Origin of the sequence: Flavobacterium sp. YJ01, from assembly GCF_029320955.1 — a bacterium.
Classification (GTDB): Bacteria; Bacteroidota; Bacteroidia; order Flavobacteriales; family Flavobacteriaceae; genus Flavobacterium.
In genome coordinates, this window is sequence record NZ_CP119757.1 from 2748341 (window position 1) to 2771711 (window position 23371).

Annotated in this window: 23 protein-coding genes; 4 read left to right on the forward strand and 19 right to left on the reverse strand. The window is 33.9% G+C overall.

Features of this window, described 5'->3' with window-relative positions; all coding sequences use genetic code 11:
* Positions 1–161: 161 nt before the first annotated feature.
* The 18 genes from P0R33_RS12020 to P0R33_RS12105 all read right to left on the reverse strand — a co-directional run bounded on the left by P0R33_RS12020 (position 162) and on the right by P0R33_RS12105 (position 20437).
* Positions 162–1358, reverse strand: a complete 1197-nt coding sequence (locus P0R33_RS12020) for a C1 family peptidase (protein WP_276171367.1) — start codon at positions 1356–1358, stop codon at positions 162–164.
* A gap of 211 nt (positions 1359–1569) precedes the next feature.
* Positions 1570–2730: a BamA/TamA family outer membrane protein gene (locus P0R33_RS12025; protein WP_276171368.1), complete on the reverse strand. Its 1161-nt coding sequence runs from the start codon at positions 2728–2730 to the stop codon at positions 1570–1572.
* Positions 2731–2778: 48 nt separating this feature from the next.
* On the reverse strand, positions 2779–3747 hold the full coding sequence (locus tag P0R33_RS12030) for a transporter (RefSeq protein ID WP_276171369.1): 969 nt from the start codon (positions 3745–3747) through the stop codon (positions 2779–2781).
* A gap of 72 nt (positions 3748–3819) precedes the next feature.
* On the reverse strand, positions 3820–4995 hold the full coding sequence (locus P0R33_RS12035) for a helix-turn-helix domain-containing protein (protein ID WP_276171370.1): 1176 nt from the start codon (positions 4993–4995) through the stop codon (positions 3820–3822).
* Positions 4996–5120: 125 nt separating this feature from the next.
* Positions 5121–5699 (reverse strand): DUF4136 domain-containing protein, encoded by a 579-nt coding sequence (locus tag P0R33_RS12040; protein ID WP_276171371.1) that lies wholly within the window; start codon positions 5697–5699, stop codon positions 5121–5123.
* Positions 5700–5935: 236 nt separating this feature from the next.
* On the reverse strand, positions 5936–6688 hold the full coding sequence (locus tag P0R33_RS12045) for a DUF6515 family protein (protein ID WP_276171372.1): 753 nt from the start codon (positions 6686–6688) through the stop codon (positions 5936–5938).
* Between the two features lie 19 nt (positions 6689–6707).
* On the reverse strand, positions 6708–7448 hold the full coding sequence (locus P0R33_RS12050; RefSeq protein WP_276171373.1) for a DUF2092 domain-containing protein: 741 nt from the start codon (positions 7446–7448) through the stop codon (positions 6708–6710).
* 28 nt (positions 7449–7476) lie between these two features.
* A complete protein-coding gene (locus tag P0R33_RS12055) occupies positions 7477–8877 on the reverse strand; it encodes a DUF2252 domain-containing protein (protein WP_276171374.1) in 1401 nt (466 codons plus the stop codon).
* 11 nt (positions 8878–8888) lie between these two features.
* Complete coding sequence (locus tag P0R33_RS12060) at positions 8889–10298, reverse strand: DUF1254 domain-containing protein (RefSeq protein ID WP_276171375.1); 1410 nt, start codon at positions 10296–10298, stop codon at positions 8889–8891.
* Between the two features lie 21 nt (positions 10299–10319).
* The gene (locus P0R33_RS12065; RefSeq protein ID WP_276171376.1) at positions 10320–11792 is read right to left on the reverse strand and encodes a DUF1254 domain-containing protein; all 1473 of its coding nucleotides are present in this window, start codon (positions 11790–11792) and stop codon (positions 10320–10322) included.
* Between the two features lie 147 nt (positions 11793–11939).
* Complete coding sequence (locus P0R33_RS12070; protein WP_276171377.1) at positions 11940–12740, reverse strand: hypothetical protein; 801 nt, start codon at positions 12738–12740, stop codon at positions 11940–11942.
* A gap of 67 nt (positions 12741–12807) precedes the next feature.
* Complete coding sequence (locus tag P0R33_RS12075) at positions 12808–13821, reverse strand: HAD family hydrolase (protein WP_276171378.1); 1014 nt, start codon at positions 13819–13821, stop codon at positions 12808–12810.
* 64 nt (positions 13822–13885) lie between these two features.
* A complete protein-coding gene (locus P0R33_RS12080) occupies positions 13886–15565 on the reverse strand; it encodes an arylsulfatase (RefSeq protein ID WP_276171379.1) in 1680 nt (559 codons plus the stop codon).
* A gap of 399 nt (positions 15566–15964) precedes the next feature.
* The gene (gene pyk / locus P0R33_RS12085) at positions 15965–17398 is read right to left on the reverse strand and encodes a pyruvate kinase (protein WP_276171380.1); all 1434 of its coding nucleotides are present in this window, start codon (positions 17396–17398) and stop codon (positions 15965–15967) included.
* A 5-nt stretch (positions 17399–17403) separates the two neighbouring features.
* Complete coding sequence (locus tag P0R33_RS12090; RefSeq protein WP_109191320.1) at positions 17404–17892, reverse strand: IPExxxVDY family protein; 489 nt, start codon at positions 17890–17892, stop codon at positions 17404–17406.
* A gap of 125 nt (positions 17893–18017) precedes the next feature.
* Complete coding sequence (gene rnc, locus P0R33_RS12095) at positions 18018–18758, reverse strand: ribonuclease III (protein WP_276171381.1); 741 nt, start codon at positions 18756–18758, stop codon at positions 18018–18020.
* A gap of 9 nt (positions 18759–18767) precedes the next feature.
* On the reverse strand, positions 18768–20021 hold the full coding sequence (fabF, locus tag P0R33_RS12100) for a beta-ketoacyl-ACP synthase II (RefSeq protein ID WP_276171382.1): 1254 nt from the start codon (positions 20019–20021) through the stop codon (positions 18768–18770).
* Between the two features lie 179 nt (positions 20022–20200).
* Positions 20201–20437, reverse strand: a complete 237-nt coding sequence (locus tag P0R33_RS12105; RefSeq protein WP_007137004.1) for an acyl carrier protein — start codon at positions 20435–20437, stop codon at positions 20201–20203.
* Between the two features lie 175 nt (positions 20438–20612).
* Here P0R33_RS12105 and purN point away from each other — a divergent pair, with 175 nt between their 5' ends.
* Together purN and rnhA are read left to right on the forward strand one after the other, a co-directional pair.
* On the forward strand, positions 20613–21176 hold the full coding sequence (gene purN / locus P0R33_RS12110; protein WP_276171385.1) for a phosphoribosylglycinamide formyltransferase: 564 nt from the start codon (positions 20613–20615) through the stop codon (positions 21174–21176).
* Positions 21177–21241: 65 nt separating this feature from the next.
* Positions 21242–21718, forward strand: a complete 477-nt coding sequence (rnhA, locus tag P0R33_RS12115; RefSeq protein WP_276171386.1) for a ribonuclease HI — start codon at positions 21242–21244, stop codon at positions 21716–21718.
* A 49-nt stretch (positions 21719–21767) separates the two neighbouring features.
* On the opposite strand, the gene P0R33_RS12120 is transcribed toward rnhA, so the two are convergent.
* Entirely contained in the window at positions 21768–22118 is a 351-nt protein-coding gene (locus P0R33_RS12120) for a DUF6249 domain-containing protein (RefSeq protein WP_276171387.1), read from the reverse strand.
* Positions 22119–22400: 282 nt separating this feature from the next.
* On the opposite strand from P0R33_RS12120, the gene P0R33_RS12125 reads away from it, so the two are divergent.
* Positions 22401–22988, forward strand: a complete 588-nt coding sequence (locus P0R33_RS12125) for a sigma-70 family RNA polymerase sigma factor (RefSeq protein WP_276171388.1) — start codon at positions 22401–22403, stop codon at positions 22986–22988.
* Positions 22972–23367 (forward strand): hypothetical protein, encoded by a 396-nt coding sequence (locus P0R33_RS12130; protein WP_276171389.1) that lies wholly within the window; start codon positions 22972–22974, stop codon positions 23365–23367. Before P0R33_RS12125 ends, P0R33_RS12130 begins: the two co-directional genes overlap by 17 nt.
* Positions 23368–23371: the final 4 nt, after the last annotated feature.

A 23371-nucleotide genomic window follows, 5' to 3' on the forward strand; every position in this document is an offset into this window, starting at 1 on the left:
TCCGCAAACAACTCGAAAAAACGTTAAAATGCTTTTTTTCAGTTAAGCGTTCCTGATTAGGGAGAAAGAGTCCTTAAATTGTTTTTCTTTAGACACTTAAAACAAAAAAGCGCCACAATAAATTGCAGCGCTTTTCTATTTTCTTTAAAAACTTAAAGTAATTAAACCCCTAATTTCTTAGCAATCTCAGCAGGAATTCCTCCTTTGTTTACTAGTAATGCAGTAGTTTTATATTTCACGAAGTTCTTAGTTACAAACAAGAAACCTTTGTAGTCGTTTGTTTCTCCCCAAGAATTTTTTACGATATAGTATTCTTTTCCAGTTTGGTCTTTTGCTAAACCAATAATGTGCATTCCGTGGTCGTCTGTTGTTGTGTAGTTATCAAACGCAGCTTGACGCATTTCTGGAGTAATTTCTGGTTCTGCTTTTGGTCCGTTAAATAAGTCTGCTTTTTCTTCTGCAGTCATATCGTCGAATTTTTTAGTTGCAACATAAGCTACACCATTTTTCCAGCTGAATGTTTTCTCACTAACATCTGTTGCCCAAGCAACTGTATATCCTTTTTTCAATGCATTGTCGATAACATCTGTCATGTCGTTCAATTTTACATTGTAAACTTGATCCAACGACCAGTTGTCTGGCACCATCATAGTTGTTTTTTGGTAGTATGGCGTATTTGTAAAAGAAGACATTTCTATATACTCATCTGGATTAATACCTACTACTTCTTTAGCAAAAGATTGTGGCGTGTAGTTTTTTCCTTTATAATTGAAGTTTTCTGGCACTTTTCCTAAATAAGAATCAATAACAGCTGCATACGCTTTTTGCCAGTTTGGTGTTAATTCTCCATTCGGATTTTTAACAACCGCTGATAAAACGCCTTCGATAAGAGCTGCCATTTCGCCAAATTTATTTTTGTCTGTTCCGTAATTTAAACCTGTGTAAACTTCTCTCGGAACAGTTCCGTATTTTTTATACATATTAATTACGTCGTGCAAAGCTCCACCATCACCTAAAGTAATTGCTCCATGCATACGAACGTAGTTAATTCCTTTTTCAACATATACATTTCTTGCAGAATAAATTTGAGATAATTCTACTGGCTGTTTTCCTAAACGAATCATTTCTGACTCTAAGAATGAGTTTGTTGAGTAACTCCAGCAAGTTCCAGACGAACCTTGAGTTTTTACTGAGGTTGTTCCTAAGTTAATTACTTCTGTAAATTTAAAGTTCTCTTTACTTTTGTCGCTAGCGTTTAATTTTAGTGAATTTACTAAAATGTCTTGCGCAAAACAGCCTGCTGTTCCAGCCAAAAATACTGAAGCTGCAAACATTGATTTGAATGAAAATGTATTCATAAGTTATGTTTAAGATTTAACAAAATTAGTCTACAATGTTTCTAATTTGTTACAAAACAATTAAATATTATACAATTTGCGCGCTTCAAAATTGTTAATATTTTCTTAACGGTATTAATTATTAAGTTATTTAAGACAAAAAGCCTCAATATTGTTTTATTGAGGCTTTTAATCATTATTTTTTTATAAATCAACTTCTTACAAGTAATTTCTATCGCATCCAATTGCTTCCAAAAACGATATAGTAAGCCCAATCTTCATTTCCTTTTGCAACATCTACTCCCATTCTGAGTTTAAATTTTCGAGCAACTAGGTATCTAAAACCTGTTCCGTAGCTGTAAACAACGGGTTTTGCAAAAGCCTGATCCCAATCGTTAAAAGCACTTGCAAGTCCACCAAATCCCATAATGCTCCATCTTTTATAAAAGTCCCATCTTAGTTCGGCTTCGGTTACAATGCTTGTTTTTCCTTGATAACGTGCTGCGGGAATTCCTCTCAGGTTAATTCCTGGCCTTAAATAAAAAGGCGGACTCCCAAACGCCTGCTCTCCTTCTACCCTTAGTCCGCCAATTAATGTTTTTGCTAATGGATAATATCCTATTGCTGATAAATTAACGCGCCAGGCATCGTAGTCGCTTCCTATTGCGTTGTCTGACCAAAAGAAATCAGATTGAATCCTAATTCCTTTATCTGGTGTAAATATATTGTCACGTCCATCAAACTGAATTGCTCCTCCAAACTGACTCACCGTACTTTTGATATCGCCAGGTTTCACAAATGGCGGCGGCAGATTAAAATCGGGCAGATTGATTTTAGAGTTTAAAAATAAATACTGCGGACCTGCACTCCATTTTGCATTTTTAAATTGTTTGAGCCATTGTGTATAAAAAATCGTAGATCTAAAATTGAGTTTAAATTCTTCGTCTGGAAGATTTGGTCTGTTGTTTGCGTAAAACGAAAGATTTACATCTCCATATCCTGCCGCAACACGATATAATATTCTAGGTTTTACGAGTGTCGCAGAACGAAAAGCTCCTACCATCCAACTTTTGTTTCCAGTGTACATTCCGATTCCTCCCGTTATATCTGGACTTACAATACGTTTTTTTCCATCTTCCTCTATTACTGGCGCATGTTTTTTTAAAAAAATGGGAACCAATGCACCTCCAATATTTCCTAAAGCGGGCTCTGTAATAATTGTCGGGACAACAATAAAACCATGTGCGTAAATAATGTAGTCACTCAAATCGAAAGCTCCATCTAAAGAATCTTTTACACTGATATGATATTTCTGCGCACTTAAAGTATTAAATGACAAAAGAATCAAAAGGGAGAATAAGATATTTTTTCTTGATAGTTTTCTGTTTTTCATAAGACTGAATCTTTAAATTACAATTAAAAGTTACCTTATTCTAAAAAGTTATTTTTTCTTTAAACTGAAAACATGTGCTAGAGTGATGAAAAAAGTATTTCCCTGAAATCTATTGACCGCTCCAAGTTCTGAAACCCATCTAAAACCTGCTTGCGTCATACAGCCAATATGAAGATAATTAACCTCAGCTCCTAGCGCGCTTACATGATCTTTGTCTGGTTCAAGAACAAGGAAACTTCCAACTGGAATTTTATCGTCTGAAACTTTATACTGGAAATAGTAGATTAATCCTGCGTTTAAGATTCCTTTTGGAGCCGTTTTTTCTGCATTCATACAATAAAATGTCTTCCCTAAACCTCCTTCAATACTTAAAATATCGCCTGTTTTTATATCAGTATCTTTCTTTTTTCCATTGATTTCATACGCCGCTAATGCAGAAAAATGGAATGTTTTCTTTTCGTTAAAAAACAAAGTCGTTCCTGCCGAGAATTCGTTCATAAACATTCCCAATCCACTGTTATCGCTACCTCCAAGTTCATACTTCCCAGTCGGAATATACATTTGATAACTAAAAACAAAATCGGCTTTTTTGTTGTGCCAGCCTAATTGAATGGGTTGCACATACATATCTGTAAAGGCAAAGCTACTTTTAGAATCGATATAACTTCCTTGAATAGTATTTGAAGCTCCAGCCAGCAAAATAGTTGCTCCGTAATTGGCTCCTAGAATTTTAAAATTACTTACATAATTAGCTCCAACACCTGTTATAAACATTGTTAAGTCTGGATTTCCAATTTTATCTCCGTCTCCATTACGCAAGCAATTTGCGGTATAAATATATGCTGGCACATAGACACTAAAAGTGTTTTCTGGAGCTTGAGTTCCTGATTGTAGTCCCATTGCTCCTAAAATATGACCGCCTTTCAATTGCGCATTTCCAATAAAGGAAACGAATAGCGTGATTACTAATAAAGCAGATTGCAGCATTTTTTTCGAATAATTATTTTTTTCTTTCATGGCGAAATTTTTTAAAATGAATTAAGACTTTACAACCGCTACCAATAATCTCATTTTTGAAAGTATCAACATCTACTTAAAATAGTAAGCGCCTGTTCGATCTGGATTTATTCTAATTGTTTTAAAGTATTCAGAAGGAGATTTTCCGGTATGTTTTATAAATGCTCTAAAACAAGTTGTTCGAGATTTAAACCCAGAACCCCAAGCCATTCCTTCTAATGATAAATCTTTCCATTCTGGATCATTTATTTTATCTTTAAAATATTCTATCCTTTTAAGATTGATATAATCCTGAAAATGAAGTCCGAATTCAGAATTGATCAAATTAGATAAATGATGAACCGAAATTCCGGTTTCGTCTGATAAATCTCTGATTACACAATCTTTTTTCAGGAAGAGATTTTTAGAATTCAAGACATAATCTAATTTCAAAAGATAATCTTCTTTTTTTTCAGGAGTCAACTCGTTTGTTATCGGAATTACATTTTTTGTTTCCTTAGATTTAACAAGGATGGCATTATCAACTACAAATTCGAATGTTTCTTCTTCGTCATGAAAAATATTCGGTCTAAAATAAAGCCAACCGACTGTAAAAAACAAAACAGATGAAATTAACACATAACAGGAAATATCTACAGCCGCAACTTTTTTGAGAAGAAAATGATGCACGAAAAGCGCCGAAAACAAGAATAAAATCATCAGGTTATAAACCTTAATCCAATTGATTACTTTGCTTCTGTGAAATTGGTTTCCTTTGAATTTTTTCAGATCATAGTTTAAAATCAACATGGTTTGAAAAAAAACATAGCAAAGCCAAAGTGTAAGCGTAAGAATTGAAAATGGATTTTTAATGATGTTTGCAAGGTAACCAATCGCTTTTATATTTGTAAAACTTCCGATGTAGACAATTATAGTTAAACCAAAATATATAATGAACGGCATAAAATGCAGCCAATCATATTTTCTAAAGCTTTTTTTAAGAGACAAAATATTTCTAACATACAGAAAAGAGCAAGGAGCAGTTAGAAAAATAAACGCTTTTGTAATTGTAATCAAATCTGGAAAAGTCTTAAAGATATTAGCTGATAAATAAAAATTATAAATACTTACTACTGCAAGACTCAGTAAGAAAACACCCAAAAAGAAACTTTTTGAATAGTTCTTCCTCGATAAAAGAACCATTAAAGCTGTAGCAAAACCGGCAATTGTAGCTATAAAGAAGAATAGCGAAAGTAAAATATCGATCATTTTTTTTAGCTTAATTTGTTTATACTTCTTAAAAATTGTTTCGAAAGGGGGAACTTTCGTCTAGAAAACAAATGTGCTTATCGGCTGATTAGACCAAGCACATTTGTATGAATCTTATTTTCAGATTATTTTTTTTCTGCTCCGGGAGGAAAACCGGCTAAGATTTTATTAATCGCACCATTGATAAACTCTTCTGGATTATCTGGTTTACTGTCTATTTCGGAATTTCCAACTCCTTGCCAAATTAATTTACCTGTTTTTGTTGACACAACATCAATTACTAGCGAGCCGTCAACATAATCGTAAGTATTAAATGTTGTATTAGCACCGCCCATCATAGCTCCTCCACCCCAATATCCGTAAGGACGATACATTCCTCCATATCCATAAAAATTGGTATTAGAACTAACTGAAGTTTTGTTTTTTAAGATAGAAACTGCATTTACTTTAAAATCTGGATTGTCAGATTCTGTAAAACCTTTTGCCAACATTTCATTTCGAATTGCTTTTGTTACACGGTCAACATTCAATTGATTAACCTGCCCTTCTTGCGCCTTTAAATCATAAACCGCAAAGGTTTTGTATTCACTAAAATTTGCTGAATGGTCATAGTCATTTGTAACCTTTACAGTTGGAGAACAGCTGTAAATTAAACCCAAAAACAACATTGGGATGATACGAAGATTTGTTCTTTTAATATTCATCTTTTAAAATTTAAATTAATAATTAAATCAGTTTAACTCGAATGTATTAAAATCTAAAAAATCTTGGATGAAGGGCGGAGAAGTTTGTTAACAATTGTTTAATGATTATAATCAACTAGAAAACAACCAATTAACACACTATCAAAGATAAATGATTTTAATTAATTAACACAATTAAATAAATAAAATCTTACTTAGTTATTTTTCTGCTTTATCATTCCAAAGACTTGCTATTATTATTTCCCTTGTACAACTACATAGCTATCCTGTCCGTCTTTAGAAATCGGCTGATAGTATACATTATTGTAAACCATATATTTCTGTCCATCTATATTTTTTTCTTCAGCGCCTTCGGGCAGATACGTGACAACAGCACCAACAGGAGGAGTTACAACCTTATATTTTGTGGTGTCTTTTATGTAATAAGTTCCGCCATAGTAATAATAGTCAACTCCAGAAACGGTTATCGTAACATACCCTTTTGGCAATTCTGGAATGGTGGCTCCTAGTGGCGCAGGAACTACTTTGTAACCATCAGATTCTTTTACATAATAAACTCCATCATCATAATTGTAACTATTATTTTCAACAGAAATAACTATCGCTGCGGTTGTTAATGTTGTTAAAAAGAATCCAACAGGATACCAAGTTGGCCCCCAATAATAAGGAACAAAAGGATGATAAATGTATGGAAACGGCACTGGATAAGGATGAAACGGCGGCGGAGGTGGCAACGGTCTCGGATATGGATGCGGTGGAATTGGACGCGGTCCTGGCGGAATTGGTCTTGGTCCTGGTGGAATTGGTCGCGGCCCAGGATTTATTGGTGTTGGATGCGGCATGGGGCGTATTGGCATCGGACGAGGCATTACGGCATGTGGCGTAAAATGTCCGAATCGTTGTGCAGTTACAGATTCTGGCATAAGCATCATTACAAATACCGCTACGAGAATCCATGATTTTATATTTTTTAGTATCGCTAATTTCATGACAAAGAATTTACAATGATTATTTTTTTTCTTCTCTCGGCTGTAATTTTATTTTGGAAGCTTTTGGCGGAATCGAAAATTCGAACATATAATCTGAAAAATCAGGATTTACAATCCAATCTTTATAAACTGCTTCGTATTGCGGTTTATCTTTATCATTGGTGTAAACAATAGCCATTTTAATGGGCAGGAAATTATCATCGTTTCCGATCCAGAATTGAAAACTTTTGTTTTTGTCTTTTCCTGCAATATGAAAACATTCTTTGTCGTCAATGATCGTTTTTCCTAAATACATTAATGTTCCCTGTTCCGATTTTAAATCATCCAGAAATGTTTCATAAAAAAAATCTGCGGCGGGAAATTCAATACCGAACTTTTTGCTAGTTTCATCAATGGTTTGGATAACCGATTTTGGAGCATCGGTAACTGCATAAGTATTATTATCGAATGAATAATAATAAAGCGTCTTTCCGTTGTACCATAAACTTCTGTTTCCTTTATCGCCAGATGATGTAATTTTCATTTTATCTGGAAATTTCATTGAAACTTTTTCGTTTATAGAATGTTTTATTAAACCTAGAGATTCGTTATAAATATCATAAGTCATTACAGCTTTAAAGCTGCATGATTTTATATATTGTAATGATTCTGTCGTTCGTCCTAAAATATAAACAGCAGCAGAATCTATACGTTGCGTCTGACTTTGCGTTGTAATTGCCATTATCAGAAAACCAATTAGTAACATAAATTTTCTATTCATACTAACTCTTTTTAAATCTTTACTAAAATTATATTTCTGTCGAAATTGGCAGTCTTCCTTCTTTTACAGCTTCGACGAGTTTGTTGTAATCCAATTCATTTTGATGCGCATAAGAAATCGAGAATTTAGAAATCGCATTTGCAAATTCATTATTATTTCCAATATAACCTGACAACATCGACGGATCGCCTGATCTTGCGTGCGCTCGTGCAAGCGCCCAACCGCAAGCTTTGGCATAATCTCCCATGTTTTCTGCTTTCATAATTTCGATAACGGGTTTTATCTTAGCATCTCGAAGCTGACGGATATAAAAAAATCTTCCTCTGTCATCATTTGTCCATCCTAAAAACATATCCGAAGCAGATTGCATTAATTTTTGTCCCATTACAATTCGCTCACCTTGATGTTTGTATTTAGGTTTATTTTTTACATTGGATTCCAAAACACTATGTCTGGCTTCTTTAAACTGTAAAAAAATCGGTTCTCCAGTTGCCGACATTAATAAACTGATGCCACACAAAGTTCCAACACTTCCTACACCTACAACTTTAATGGCAAAGTCATGCATGGTATATCGGCTTAATAAAACCTGTTTGTCTTCTGGAAGCGATTCTACATAACGTTTATGAATAATTTTGGCTTCTCTTAATGTATAATTTTCATCGGTTCCTGATGGATGATAAATCAGCGGTGGATCATCTTTTATTTTGGCTCGAACTCCGTCATGATAGGTCATTTTTGCAAATTCTTTTTCATGAGCAGTAGATTCGGCTGCTTTTTTAATTCGTTTTTGCTGAAACTCTTTTAATTCCTCATCTTTTCCTAATTCAATAAGTTGCGTTAAATCTAGATCTGCATACCAAATTTGCAATGCCGATAATTTGCTGTATTCGAGCATATGTCTTTTATAGCTATCTGCGACATGCCAAGCAAATTCTTTACAATCTTTGTTAGAAAATTTTCTCCACTTCCCTGCAATTGCAAAACTTACGGCTAGTCTTTTAACATCCCATTCCCACGGCCCGTGAAAAGTTTCATCAAAATCATTAATATCAAAAACGAGTTTGCGTTCTGGAGTTGCAAATCCTCCAAAATTCATTAAATGACAATCTCCGCATAGCTGTAATTGCATTCCAGTGTTTGGAGTGTTTGCCAAATCGGCCGCCATAATTGCCGCAGCACCTCTATAAAAAGCAAAAGGCGATTCGATCATTCTTCTATATCGAATAGGCAACAAATCTTCTATTCTACCAACACTAGTTTTGATCAAAATAGCAATTGGATCTTCTCGGTCTTCTGATGGCTTCCATTCCTGATGAGAAGAACGAGGCACAGTTTTCCTAATCGCCGCACCTTTGTCATAACGCTCTGCTTTTGATGCTAATGGATCATAAAAGTTATCGGTACTATTTGTTGCTTTTTCGGTCATAAAAATGAATTTTATTTAATCAATTCAGGCTGTGGCGCTTTCCATGTTCCATTTAAAATAGATTCATTTGGTCCATAAATTCGAATTAAATAATAAAAAGCATTTTTAGGAGCAGGAAGCCAATTGGATTCTTTTCCTTTAGGCACTTCATTTTGAATGTAAATATTTAGGTCTCCATTCGGTTCATATTTCAACCCTGTAGTTCTGTCTCCAATCGAATATCTGTTTATTGGATTATTAACCAGATAACGGCTAGGCAATTCGTACAATGTTATACTCCAGAAATATTTTGCCGGTGGCGTTTGTCCTTTTGGAAATCGAATAACATATTTATTTTTTCCAGATAAAATAGCATTCTCTTTGTCTGTTCTTGTTCCAATATAAATGGCTTCTTGTTTTGTGTTTCCATATAATCCTGCTGCGGCACCTAGAGCTCTTTTGGTAAAGTCGCCATTTAGTTCCTCTCTTGTTCCAAATAAGTCGGTTGCATTGGTGAGCTTGTTAGCGCCATCTTCCAATTCTTTTCCTGCCTCTTGAACACCTTCATTGATTGCTTTTAGAACTTCTGGCGAATAATTTTTAGCATCAAATTCTTTTCCTGGAACAAGTCCGATTTTGGCTAATTTGATTCTCAAATCTGTTTCTGCATTATTTGGAGATGTATATTGAAGTAAATTACTTCCCAAACCTATAAATTCTGCAGAAGCTAAATCTGTTTGTTTAAATGCTGGAAATTGTTGAGCATATTTTTTTTGTGCTGGGGCTGTCGTTTTTGAAAATTCATGCCAAGTAGTAATCTTATATTGAGCCTGTATTTTTTTTACATTTTCAATATCTCCTGCCGCCATTTTTAATTCTGTTCTTCCTAATAAAGTAACTAGATTAGTTTCTGACTGAATTACTTTATCAATTCCGTTTGGTTTTTCGCCTTTCCAATCTGGCCCAGCAATTAAATATTTACCTGCTTTATCTCCTGTTGCCCGACTGCCTACATAAGCGAAATTGAAAGTGTTTAAGTCTATAAACTGAAAAGAATAATATCTGTTTAAAATCTCTGGTACTTCTAAAACAACAGGTTCGTCTGAAAGATTTAAAATTGCCCAAGAATATGGCGTATCATTATTTGGTGTAACTACCGCTGTATCTTTAGGTGTAAAAATCTTATCGTAATGTTTAAATTTATTAAATCCTCCTGCGTAATCTGGATAGTTTTTGTCCAAAGCATACAAACGCATTGTTCTGTAATTCATTGCCAGCGGAAAAATATAAGTCCACGCTTCTTTTGCGATTGCCTTTGCAGAATCTGCCGATTTTGTGATTGCTATGTTTGTTGTTATTTCGCTTACAGTTGTTATATTTTCTTTCTTTTTACAAGAAAAAACAGCAAGAAAAACGAATGTTAAAAACAAGATTTTTTTCATTTTGAATATTTTTAAATTGCTCTATTTTATTTCTTTTATATCATCCATTTTCCAGCTTTTATCAAAGTAAGCGGTTGTTGGTCCGTAAAAACGCATATAAGTAAACCAATGTTTTCCTGGTAAAGTCTGAACCCAATTTTTCTCTTTTCCTGCTGGGGCTTTTGGTCCGAAATATAAATCGACAGAACCATCCGTATTTTTTATCAAATCTTTACGCGAAGACAAATCAGCATTTTTTTGAGGATTATCAATCAAGCATCTTGTTGCAGAATCGTAAACCGTAATCGACCAAAAATTAACTGCTGGCGGATTTGCTGGAATATTTAAAGTATAGTTTTTTGAGCCATCTAACCAATTTCCGTTATTATCAAAATAAGCCCCTAAATAGGCTTGACCTACATTTGGTATTTTGGTCATCATAGCTTTTGAATAAGTAACTGCTTCGTAGAAATAAGATGATCTTTCGAAAAACTCATCATAATTGGCTGTACGTTGAGAAGGATCTGAAAGAATCATAACATAATCCCATTTTTTATCTGGCCAATGTTTAACATCTGCAAAACGTTTTTCAAAAGAGTTTGCCATTGCCATTTGCTGTCCTTTTTCGGCTGAAGCAATTAAAATTTTCTTCTGACGTTCGTCTGGTGCAAAAGGTTTTCCTTTTTCGATGCCTAGATTTTTAAGCCATGCCATAAAAAAGCGGTCGCGTTCTTCTACAGGTTCGTCTTGCAAAATAGCATGAAGACGTTCCCAATATTTAATCCCAGTTGGCTGAATTCCGTACCAATTTTTATCTGCTGGCGGGCTCACAATTTTTGTTGCTATTGGATTTGCTCTTTGTGAGTAAGGATATATTTTAACCTTTTTTACAAGTTCTTCAGTAACTTTTGGATCAGGATCTAATGTTCTAAAACCAAAAAACATATTTACAGTATAACATGGAATTATGTAATAACCGTCTGCTTTAAAATCTTTCATTGTTGGCGGAACCAAAACATATTTACCACCTTTTCCCTTGTCTGGTCCCATTTCACCAATGGTTGCTTGCTCTCTCTGCCAGAAATCAGCAAGTCCTCCAGCAGTTCGGCCGGCGGGCATTTCTATAACTGTTGGACCATTTGCTTTTAAATCTATAAAAGACATGACATAAGGAGTTGTAGCATTTGCTGTCAAAATTCCTAATCTGTCATGATAGGAGTTGTACAACACAAGATCATTGCTTGTGGCATTGAATGCTTTATAATGTTGGTGCTGCCATTCGGCGAAAGCCACAATTGGAAGTCCCCACAAATAACATTGCGTTGCCTGCTGAAAATCCATTTCGTCAAACAATAAAGGAATCGATTCTTTTGACGGCAAATCACCATCCATTTTTATTTCTGAACTGGATTGCGCAACTGTTTTTGAATCTGGATTTTTTATAGTTGATTCTTTGCATCCGAAATTTAATAGTAAAGAAATTAGAGCTAAAATTACAAGGCATTTACTTTTCATACTATATCTTTTTATGGTTTTAAATCATTTGAAATTAATCCCCAAAAAACCGTTTCATTTTTCTTTAGAGGCTTAAAACAATAAGACCAAGGTGAAATTATTTCGTAAAAAATATGAGAATTATTTTATTTAAAACTTCTTATAAAACTACTGCGGGAATATAAAAGCCACAACCGCTCTTAATCCCCAATCTGGTTTAATAGATTGGTGTCCAACAACAGGAATTAAAGGCATAACAGCAAATTGCATGGTCTGACCGCCTAATTTTGTAATTGCACCAACATTAGGACTAATTGTAACGAGAGTTGTATTTCCTTGCCAGTTTTGAGTAATTTCTGAAGTAACTCCTAAACTTGCACCACTTTTATAACTATGTGTTAGAAATATTTGCGTGTAAAACTGGTTGAAATCTGCTCGATCGGAAGCTCCAGCAACAGACCAAATTTGATTAGCCAAAAAACCTATAGAAAGACCTTTTCCTTGATGCATTACCAAAACACTTGGTCCTATTCCAAATTTTTCTGTTCCTAAAAATTTTTCTGTAGCAGTAGGCACCAAAAAAGCGGGGCCGGCTCCAAAGATGATTCCTTTTGTTTTAGGAGCAAAAAAAGCTGTTACTGTTGCATCGCTTAAACCAAATTCGTGTGTGTTTTCGCCTGTGACATCTTGCTGATCAACAACTGGAAGAATATAACGCGTAATTAAATTTAGATTTTCGCTTAATTTAAAAGGAACAACGGGCTGTATGTTAATCTGATATTTTATTCCATTGTATGGACCAATTCCATAAGTAAGATTATTTTGGAGCGGAACACTAATTAAACTTGCCACAGGATTTGCCATTTTATCGGCAAGTTCTTGCGCACTACTTCCTGCTTTTGACGCTTCTTCTTGAGCAGAAATTGTAAAAGTGAAAAGAGTTAATATTGCTAAAAAAATATGTTTCATGTGGCTTAAATTTATTTGTTAAAAAACTTCATTCTCAAACCATTATATTGTCACAACTCTCTTTCATTTAGTCTGCAAAAACCTTTTTCCAATCTTCTTTCATGTCGATAACATGGTATTTGTTTTTTGCTGCTGTATTGAGTGATAAATTATCTTTTTCTTGATAATTGTATTCTCGTATTGAATCATTATGATTTACAAGCATTTGAAACGAAGGATATTTACTTCCTTGGGAATATTTTAGCATGGCAAGATCTCCTGCTCCGCCTTCATTTCCGCAAGCGAAAACAGGTCGCTGTCCAATATGCAATTGAATGCTTACAGGTTTTCCTTCTTTATCATTAAATAAATCTAAAGCTGGTTCTCTCAATACTACATTTTTTTCTGGATCGTATTTGTATTTAAAAGAAGTTCCGACAACTTGTTCTTTTGGAATACCGTAAAAATCTTCAGAAATTCCTCTAACCACTTCTATTGTTCCGCCTGTTACAATAAATGTTTTAAATCCGTTGGCACGCAGATAATTAAGCAATTCCAATTGAGGTTGGTAACGTATGCTTTTCAGCGCAGTTTCTTTTCCCGGAATTTTTGCGACTTTAAAAAATTCGGCAACAGAAGTTTCAAATTCATCTTCAGACATTCCTGTATGTGTCGCTGCCACCAATTCGATAAGCGCTTTGTCTCCACCTTTTGCAAAATAGCTTTTATCTTTTTCGAGCACTGCTTTAAAGGGTTGTTTTTGAGCTAAAGCAGGATTAGCTTCTACCATTTTTTTTACTCTATAAAAAGCAAATAATTCCTGAACTAAAGGTTTTTCGGCCCAAAGCGTTCCATCATTATCAAAAGTCGCAATTCTGCTATTTACCGGAATAAAATCAGGACTTCCTTCTTTGGTTACTTTTTCAACATAAGCAATGATGTCTTTTTTTAGCGCAGTATCATTCCAACTTGGCAACGGATCGCCATTTACAACCGTTTCAGTTTGTTTGCTTTCTGTCGTTGTAGAGGTTGCAGGTTCAGATTTTTTACAAGAGAATAAAGATAAAACGACGAATGATAAGATAAATACTCTTTTCTTCATGATGTTTGTATTTTATTGAAAGAGATTCAGGATTTTACGCCTAAATCTCTTTTGTGATTATTTTCTATTTTTTCTTTTTTGAAGCTGTCTGTTCTTCCTCTTTTAATTTAGGCATTACATTTTTCTCTATGTATTGTTTTGCTTTTATATCCTTCATGGCTTCTTCCATAATAGTGTAAGCAGAGAAACTTGGAGGAATTGATCTTGGAGGATAATCTTTAAACGTTTCTGCAAATACAACTACATCTTGAATTGCACCGTACATCAACTGGACATGGTTCATCTGCCAATCCCAGAAGGTGTTTGAAGTTATATCTGCTCTTTCGAAAGGATCTTGATATAAATTGAATATTTTCTGCAAACGCAGTTTTGTAAAAGGTTCTGCCCAAACTCCCATTGTACCGCCTAAACGTTGTTCTGCAAAAACATATTTATAATCTCCTTCTCTTAAACCTACCAAAAGACCATCATCATCTGTATAAAAGAATTTGTCTCTGGCGCTTTTTTGAGTTTTGCCAAGTAAAAAATTACTTTGATCATAACCATCTAAATGCACTTTGTAAGTTTTTCCGTTTGCAGAATATCCTTTTAGAAGTTTATTTGTTAAATCTGGTTCACCTGCAATAGAAGCAAAAGTTGGGATCCAGTCATTATGGCTCATTAATTCAGTAGTTACAGCTCCTGCTTTAATATGTCCTGGCCAACGAACAATACAAGGTACACGGAAAGCTCCTTCCCAGTTGGTGTTTTTCTCAGAACGGTATGGTGTCATTGCTGCATCTGGCCATGTATTCATATGAGGGCCATTATCTGTAGAATAAACAACGATTGTATTATCTGCAATTCCTAATTCATCTAATGCTTTAAGAATGCTTCCGATAGTTTCATCATGCTCAATCATACCATCAATATATTCACTGTCTCCGTGAGTATATCTTCCTCGGTGTTCTGGTCTAACATGTGTACGCAAGTGCATACGTGTAGCATTAAACCAACAGAAAAATGGTTTTCCAGCTGCATTTTGTCTTTTAATAAAATCAATAGCAGCAGCAGATGTTTCATCATCAACTGTTTCCATTCTTTTTTTAGTAAGAGCTCCTGTATCTTCTATTTTTTGTTTTCCAACTCTTCCAAAACGAGGATCTGTAGTAGCATCATCAACATTTGTTGCTGTACATTTTAAAACTCCTCTCGGACCAAATTTTTTCAAATATTCTGGATCTTTAGGATAATCTGGCAATTCTGGTTCTTCTTCTGCATTTAAGTGATACAGATTTCCAAAGAATTCATCAAAACCATTTACAGTCGGTAAACTTTCATTACGATCACCTACGTGATTTTTACCAAACTGCCCCGTTGTATAACCTAAGCTTTTCATAATACCTCCAATAGAAGGATCTAACTGACTCATTCCCATTGGCGCTCCAGGGAAACCTACTTTTGTCAATCCTGTTCTAAGACCGTGCTGTCCTGTTAAAAACGCCGCACGCCCTGCGGTACAGCTTTGTTCTCCATAATAATGTAAGAAACGTAGCCCTTCATTGGCTAAACGATCGATGTTTGGGGTTGTATATCCCATAACGCCGTCGCTGTAAGCGCTAATATTAGTTGTCCCGATATCATCTCCCCAAAGCACCAAAATATTTGGTTTTTTTTGAGCTGTTAAAGAAACTCCTGCAAAAAATAGTAATGTAAATACTTGTAGAGTATTTTTTAATCCGCATTTTCGTTTGATTTGTTTCATGATAATAAAAATTCGTTAATGATTCTTTTTATATGTATGAGTTGTGAATCCAAAAAACAAATGGGAAATTATGGGTAAGCTTTCAAAAAATAATTCCTAATTAAAGTTTTCATTTTTTGATATGTTTCAAAATGTATTTTACATTAAAATCTGAAACATTTTTTTTAACTTTTTTTTAAGTGACTCAAAATTAACTAATAAAAAACCGAACTATCGCATTTATTCGGCATGAGCTTGTTTCATTTTATAATATGAAACAACAAAAATTTAGAATTTGCACCAAAATGTTTCATTTTACAAAATGAAACCTATTCTATCTTCAAAAAATAAATGAAAAAGTATAAAAACAAAAAAGCCGCTTATTAAATAAGCGGCTTTTTTGTTTTTATGAAGATCGGATTAATCTATTTGAGAAACTCTCATTGTATTAACCATTCCTTTTTCTTTAATTGGCATTGCTGCAAGGTTAATTAAATAATCTCCTTTTTGAGCATAACCTTTTTCAACTGCAATTTGATTTACATCTGTTACAGTATCATCTGTACTTTCTTCATTATCATAGTAGAAAGATTTTACTCCCCATAATAAATTCAATTGTGTTAGGATTCTTCTGTTTGAAGTAAATACTAATATATGCGCTGTTGATGGTCTCCAAGCTGAAACTTGGAAAGCTGTATAACCACTATTTGTTAAAGTACAAATTGCTTTAGCTTCTATTTCATTTGCTAATAAAGCTGCTTGGTGACAAACAGTTTTAGTTACAAAACGATTTGTTTTGATTTGTGGTGTATTTTGAGGAACTTGAATAAGCGGAGAGTTTTCTACAGCTTCGCAAATTTGAGTCATTCTCTGAATAACTTGCACTGGATAATTTCCTGTAGCAGTTTCTCCAGACAACATTACCGCATCTGCACCGTCCATTACTGAGTTCGCAACGTCGTTTACTTCTGCTCTTGTTGGAGTTAAACTCGTAATCATTGTTTCCATCATTTGTGTAGCAACGATAACTGGAATTCTAGCTGTTTTAGCTCTTCTGATCAAATCTTTTTGTACCAATGGCACTTCGTGAGCAGGAAGCTCAACACCAAGATCTCCACGAGCCACCATTAAACCATCGCAATATGCTACAATTTTGTCCATGTTCTCAAGAGCTTCTGGCATTTCAATTTTAGCAACAATTGGAATTTTAACATCTGAATGCTTCGCAATTAATTCTTGCAAATCTTGTAAATCGCGAGGAGTTTTCACGAATGAAAGTGCAATCCAGTCTACTTTTTGCTCAATTGCGAAAATCGCATCAGCAATATCTTTTTCTGTTAAAGCTGGTAAAGAAATTTTTGTGTTTGGAAGATTAACCCCTTTTTTAGATTTTAATTCTCCACCTTGAATAACTTTAGCAACAACTTCTGTTTTTTTATCTGTTGAAACAATTTCGAAAATAAGTTTACCATCGTCAAGCAAAATACGTTCTCCAACATTAACATCATTTGGGAAATTTTGATATTTCATGAATGCTTTTTTTGCATTTCCGACAATATCTTCTGCAGTTGTAAAAGTAATTTCATCACCGTCATTAACAACAGTACCTTCTTCCATTACACCAACTCTAAGTTTTGGTCCTTGCAAATCTCCTAAAATTGCTGTAGTGTAACCAAACTCCTCGTTTAGGCTTCTAATAATGTTAATCTTTTCTTTTACTCCTTCGTAATCTGCATGCGAAAAATTGATTCTAAACACATTAACACCTGCTTCGATCATGTCTTTAATGATCTCTCTTGTACTACAAGCGGGGCCAAGTGTAGCAACAATTTTGGTTTTCTTGTTTGTTAGCATTTTTTTTAAAAAATTAGATTGTTTTTTGATTTTATATTGTCCGTATCAACAGCATAAATTGCTGCAATACTTTCGATTGTTTTTAATTTTTGTTGAATTTCTGAAAAATTAAGCGCCTCTTCGCTATTATCAATTTTCAGGAAAAAATCGACTTTTTTAAATTCAGGAAGTAAATGAATTGTTGTCGAAACCTCACTTGTTTCATTAGAAAACAAATTCTGAAAATCATTTGTACTCACAGAAATGATTTCGTTTTTATTCTGAATTAAATTCCAGGAAACAGCTTTTTCTTCATCATAATAATAGAATCTAGAAAAATTTGCTTCACCTTCCTTAGTTTGAGCATGGATCTCGTTTTTGCTCTTACTTAAGTTTATCGGAAGGATTTTATTGATAAAATAGGCTAATCTATAATCTTCTAATGAAGTATGAATTGCCATTAAATAATAATCAATTTCGTCAAATTCGTCTAAATCCAATTTATGAATAGCCATGTCTTGAAAAATCAAGTTGTAAATATACTATTTCTAAACGGAGCATCAACAGTTATGACATGCTTGTTTTGTTAAATTATAAACGAAAACGATGTAGCCTTGTGATACTTACAACATTTTTGCAGCTATTTCTTGTCAATTTTTTCTTGAAACGCAAAATAAGCTCTTTGTGATGCTTTTTCTTCAGCTTTCTTTTTTGAAGTTGCTCGCGCTCTTGCTACAACTTTATCATCAATACTAAGCTTTACACCAAATAAGCGTTGTCCGTCAATACCGTTATCTTCAAAAATGTCATAATGAAAAACTCTTTTTTCTTTCTGACACCATTCGATAACAAGGCTTTTATAACTTATAACTTTCCCTTCTAATCGTGCAATATCTACATAAGGCGTAACGACTCTTTTTTCAATAAATTTCTCGCAGAAAGAATAGCCTTTGTCCAAATAAATTGCTCCAATTAAAGATTCAAAAATATTACCGTGAATGTTTTCTCCAAAATGTTGAATTGGCACTTTACTCTCTACAAATTGCACTAAATTCAAATCCTTCCCTAATTCGTTCAAATGCTCACGACTTACAATTTTTGAACGCATTTTGGTTAAATAACCTTCGTCGCCATTTGGAGCTTTATTAAATAAATGTGCTGCAATTACGGCACTTAACATCGCGTCTCCTAAAAATTCCAAGCGTTCGTAATTAATAGGCTGACCGCTTTGATCTAACTTATTAGATGAGCGATGTGTAAACGCTCTTCTATAAAAATCAATGTTAGTTGGCTGAAAACCAAGAATTTTCTGAATAGTGTCAAAAAAAATCCCGTCTTCTAGAGAACGGGATTTAGAAAATATTTTTTTGATAATATTCATATACAGAAATTAGTCAGCTAATTTTTTAAACAATACGCAAGCATTGTGTCCACCAAAACCAAATGTATTACTCATAGCAACATTTACCTCTCTTTTTTGAGGTTTGTTTAAAGTAAGGTTTAAAGATGGATCAATATTTTCGTCTACAACTGTATGATTAATCGTTGGAGGAACAATTCCATGCTTCATTGCCAAAATAGAAGCAATTGCTTCAATAGCTCCGGCAGCACCAAGTAAGTGTCCTGTCATTGATTTTGTTGAATTGATATTGATGTTTTTAGCATGTTCTCCAAAAACTGCACTGATCGCTTTTAACTCAGCAACGTCTCCTAGAGGAGTCGAAGTACCGTGGGTGTTAATGTGATCAACTTGATCTGGAGTCATTCCAGCATCTCTTAAAGTGTTTTCCATTACTGCAATCACTCCAATTCCTTCTGGATGTGGTGCTGTTAAGTGGTAAGCATCAGATGACATACCGCCTCCTCCAATTTCGCAATAAATTTTTGCACCTCTTGCTTTTGCATGCTCATAATCTTCAAGAACCAAAGCTCCTGCTCCTTCACCTAAAACAAAACCATCTCTGGTTGCATCAAAAGGTCTTGAAGCTGTTTCTGGGCTTTCATTTCTTGTAGACAAAGCGTGCATAGAACTAAAACCTCCCATACCTGCAATTGTTACAGCAGCTTCAGAACCGCCAGAAACAATAACATCGCACATTCCTAAACGAATGTAGTTGAAAGCATCAATTAATGCATTTGCAGAAGATGCACAAGCAGAAACCGTTGTATAATTTGGTCCCATATATCCATTTCGCATAGAGATATGTGCAGGCGCAATATCGGCAATCATTTTAGGAATAAAGAACGGATTGAACTTTGGAGTTCCATCGCCTTTTGCATAATACAAAACTTCTTCTTGAAAAGTTTCTAAACCTCCAATTCCTGCTCCCCAGATAACACCAACTCTTTGTTTGTTTACATTATCATTTGTAATTCCAGCATCTTTAATAGCTTCATCACTGGCAGCAATAGCGTATTGTGCAAATTTATCTAATCGACGAGATTCCTTGCGATCCATGTAATCTTCAATATTGAAGTTTTTCACTTCGCAGGCAAATTTCGTTTTATGCTTTTCTGTATCATAATATGTTATAGGAGCCGCTCCGCTAACCCCATTCACAAGTGCATCCCAATATTCTTGGATATTATTCCCGATAGGAGTAAGTGCACCTAATCCTGTTACAACAACTCGCCTTAATGCCATAAATATGTATTTTGTACTTTAAACAAATAAAACCCACGCTTTCTTAACTTATTGTTACTTAAGAGCCATGGGAATTACAATATAAATATATCTTTTTGATTGAAAATCAATCGAAATTTAAATTTTAAAAAAATAATAACACCCGACCTCGTGATACACAAAAATCGGGTGTGGTATTATTATTTTTTAGCTTCCTCGATATAAGAAATAGCTTGACCAACAGTAGCAATGTTTTCTGCTTGATCGTCTGGAATTTGAATATCAAATTCTTTTTCGAATTCCATAATAAGCTCAACAGTGTCTAATGAGTCAGCTCCCAAATCATTAGTGAAGCTTGCTTCTGTTACAACTTCGTTTTCGTCAACACCTAATTTGTCTACGATAATCGCTTTTACTCTTGATGCAATGTCTGACATAATCTTTAATTTTAGAATTTAATTTGTTGGCAAAAATAAAAAACTTTATTTTAAAACAACTATTTAGTTTATAAATGTAACACTAATTTATAAAATTAATTTCAAGAAAGGTCTTTTAAAGCTATTTATTTTCGATTTTTATTCCGTTTTTTGCAGTCTCAAAACACACAACTTTATGAAAAAAATTATCGTTTTTGCCTCAGGATCAGGAACTAACGCAGAAAACATTATAAAATATTTTTCGAACACCGAAATTGCGAAGGTAGTTTCTGTTTTTACAAATAATGCTTCGGCAAAAGTGATCGAAAGAGCAAAAAATCATCAAATTTCTGTCGAAATCTTCTCAAAAAACGAACTTTTAGAACGAAATGTATTACAAAAAATACAAAAAATCGATCCGGATTTGATAGTTCTTGCTGGTTTTCTTTTAAAATTTCCTGAGAACATAATTGAAGAATATCCAAACAAAATAATAAACATTCATCCAGCGCTTTTACCTAATTATGGAGGCAAAGGAATGTACGGAATGCACATACATAGAGCTATAGTTAATAATAAGGAAAAAGAAACCGGAATTTCTATTCATTATGTAAACGAACATTATGACGAAGGTGGCATTATTTTTCAGGCAAATGTGGCGTTAACAGATGAAGATACGCCTGAAACTGTTGCAGAAAAGATTCATGAACTGGAGCAAAAACATTTTCCTGAGATTATTCATAGATTATTAGGAGAATAAAATCAAATTCAATTACAATTACAAAAATCATCCCGATAGCTATCGGGACTGAAATCTAAAATTAAATGAATCACGAAGTACATATATATACAGATGGCGCGGCAAAGGGAAATCCCGGTAATGGAGGCTACGGAGTGGTAATGGAATTGGTTGGAACTCCATATAAAAAAGAGTTTTACGAGGGTTTTCGCTTGACGACTAATAACAGAATGGAACTTCTTGCCGTAATTGTTGGTTTAGAAAAACTTAAAAATCCAAACATGAAAGTTCTGGTAGTTTCAGATTCTAAATATGTGGTTGATTCTGTCGAAAAAAAATGGGTTTTTGGTTGGGAAAAAAAAGGTTACAAAGACAAAAAAAACCCTGATTTATGGAAACGCTTTCTTATTGCTTATCGAAAACATCAAGTAAATTTTAAATGGATTAAAGGCCACAATAATCATCCGCAAAACGAACGCTGCGATCAATTGGCCGTGATGGCTTCTATGCAGCCGAAACTTTCGGTTGATGAATATTACGAAAAAATAGGCTCTAAAGAATAAAAAAACGCATCAATTACTTGATGCGTTTGTCATTTCTAACTTAAAAAATCTATTCTTCTTTATCTAAATCTTTTGCTGTTTTAAATCCAACCAATAGTCCGATTCCTGCCATTATAAATATAATTGAAGGATAAACTGCACCATCATTAAGAGCGGTATATGTTGTGATAATCAAAGCAAGAAAGATTCCAACACCGCTTCCTATTAATAAAAATGCCAGATTTACAACAAAGATTTTCCATGCCGAATTTGCTTTGGCTCTGCCTTTTAAAAATATACTGGCGTCAACACCTTTTTCTATAAGCGCTAAACGCTCTCTATTTCTTGTTGAATAAATAAGGTAAACGATTCCGAAGATCATTGCAAAAAGACTAAACGGTACTAAAACTTGTGGTCCCATAATTTTTATGTTTTTATAATTGATTGATATTCCATAGGACGAGGCTTTTTAATTTGAGGTTACAAGTTTTGGTGAAAAATTTCAATATTTAAATTTAAAACTTCAAAAACCATTGATAATCAATTAATTTTGAATATCGAAACTTTGTCAAAGTTTAAAACTTTGACAAAGTTCTAACGAAGTCAACAATGGTCCCGAAGCTTCGGGATGGAATTTTAAAAAATTGGAATTTATTTTTAAAATTCTTGTAACCTAAAATAATAAACTGTCGTCCTATATAATATGAGTACAATACCCGATCAACATTATATCGATAGAATTCTGCATGGCGAGACTAATTTGTTTGCCGTGCTGGTTGATCGTTATAAGGATATGATTTTTACATTGTCGCTCAAAATGGTCAAAAACAGAGAAGAAGCCGAAGAAGCCGCTCAAGATACATTTATTAAAGTATATAATTCTTTGAGCAAATTTAAAGGCGATTCTAAATTCTCAACTTGGATTTATAAAATCTCATACAATAATTGTTTAGACCGTTTAAAGAAAAACAAAAAGGAAGACCTAAATATTTCTATAGATGAGTTTTCATCACATTTAGTCAAAACAATGGATAATGCCTTGAGTACTTTAGAAGAAAAAGAACGAAAGCAGGCAATTCAGAATTGTTTAAATTTGTTACCAAGAGAAGACAATTTCTTGCTGACATTATTTTATTTTGAAGATCAGAATTTGGAGGAAATTGGCAAAATCATGAATTTAAACGCTAATAATGTCAAGGTGAAATTATTTAGAAGCCGACAAAAATTAGCCACCATTTTAAAGAAGCAGTTAGAACCGGAAATAATTGAATGTTATGAAAGAGGAAGATAAAAATATAGAAAATCTTATCGAGAAAATGATGGCTGATGACACTTTGCAATCTCCATCTGCCGACTTTACCTCGAATTTAATGTCGCAAATTCTTGTTGCTGAAAAAGCAAAAATCAAGCCTTACAAACCTTTAATTTCTATTTCAACATGGATTTTTATTGGAGTCGCTTTGGCATTTTTAATTGCTTATAATGTGTTTTTTGCTGGAACACAAAGCAATCTAGAAATAGGAAAATCGTATACGGATAAAATTTCGGCAGTTGTTTCTGGAATTCATATTTCAAAAACTTTATTGTACGCTATTTTGATTGTTCCTTTTATGGTTTTGATTCAGATTGGGGTTTTGAAGAATTATTTTGATAAGAAGTATCAACTATAGATTT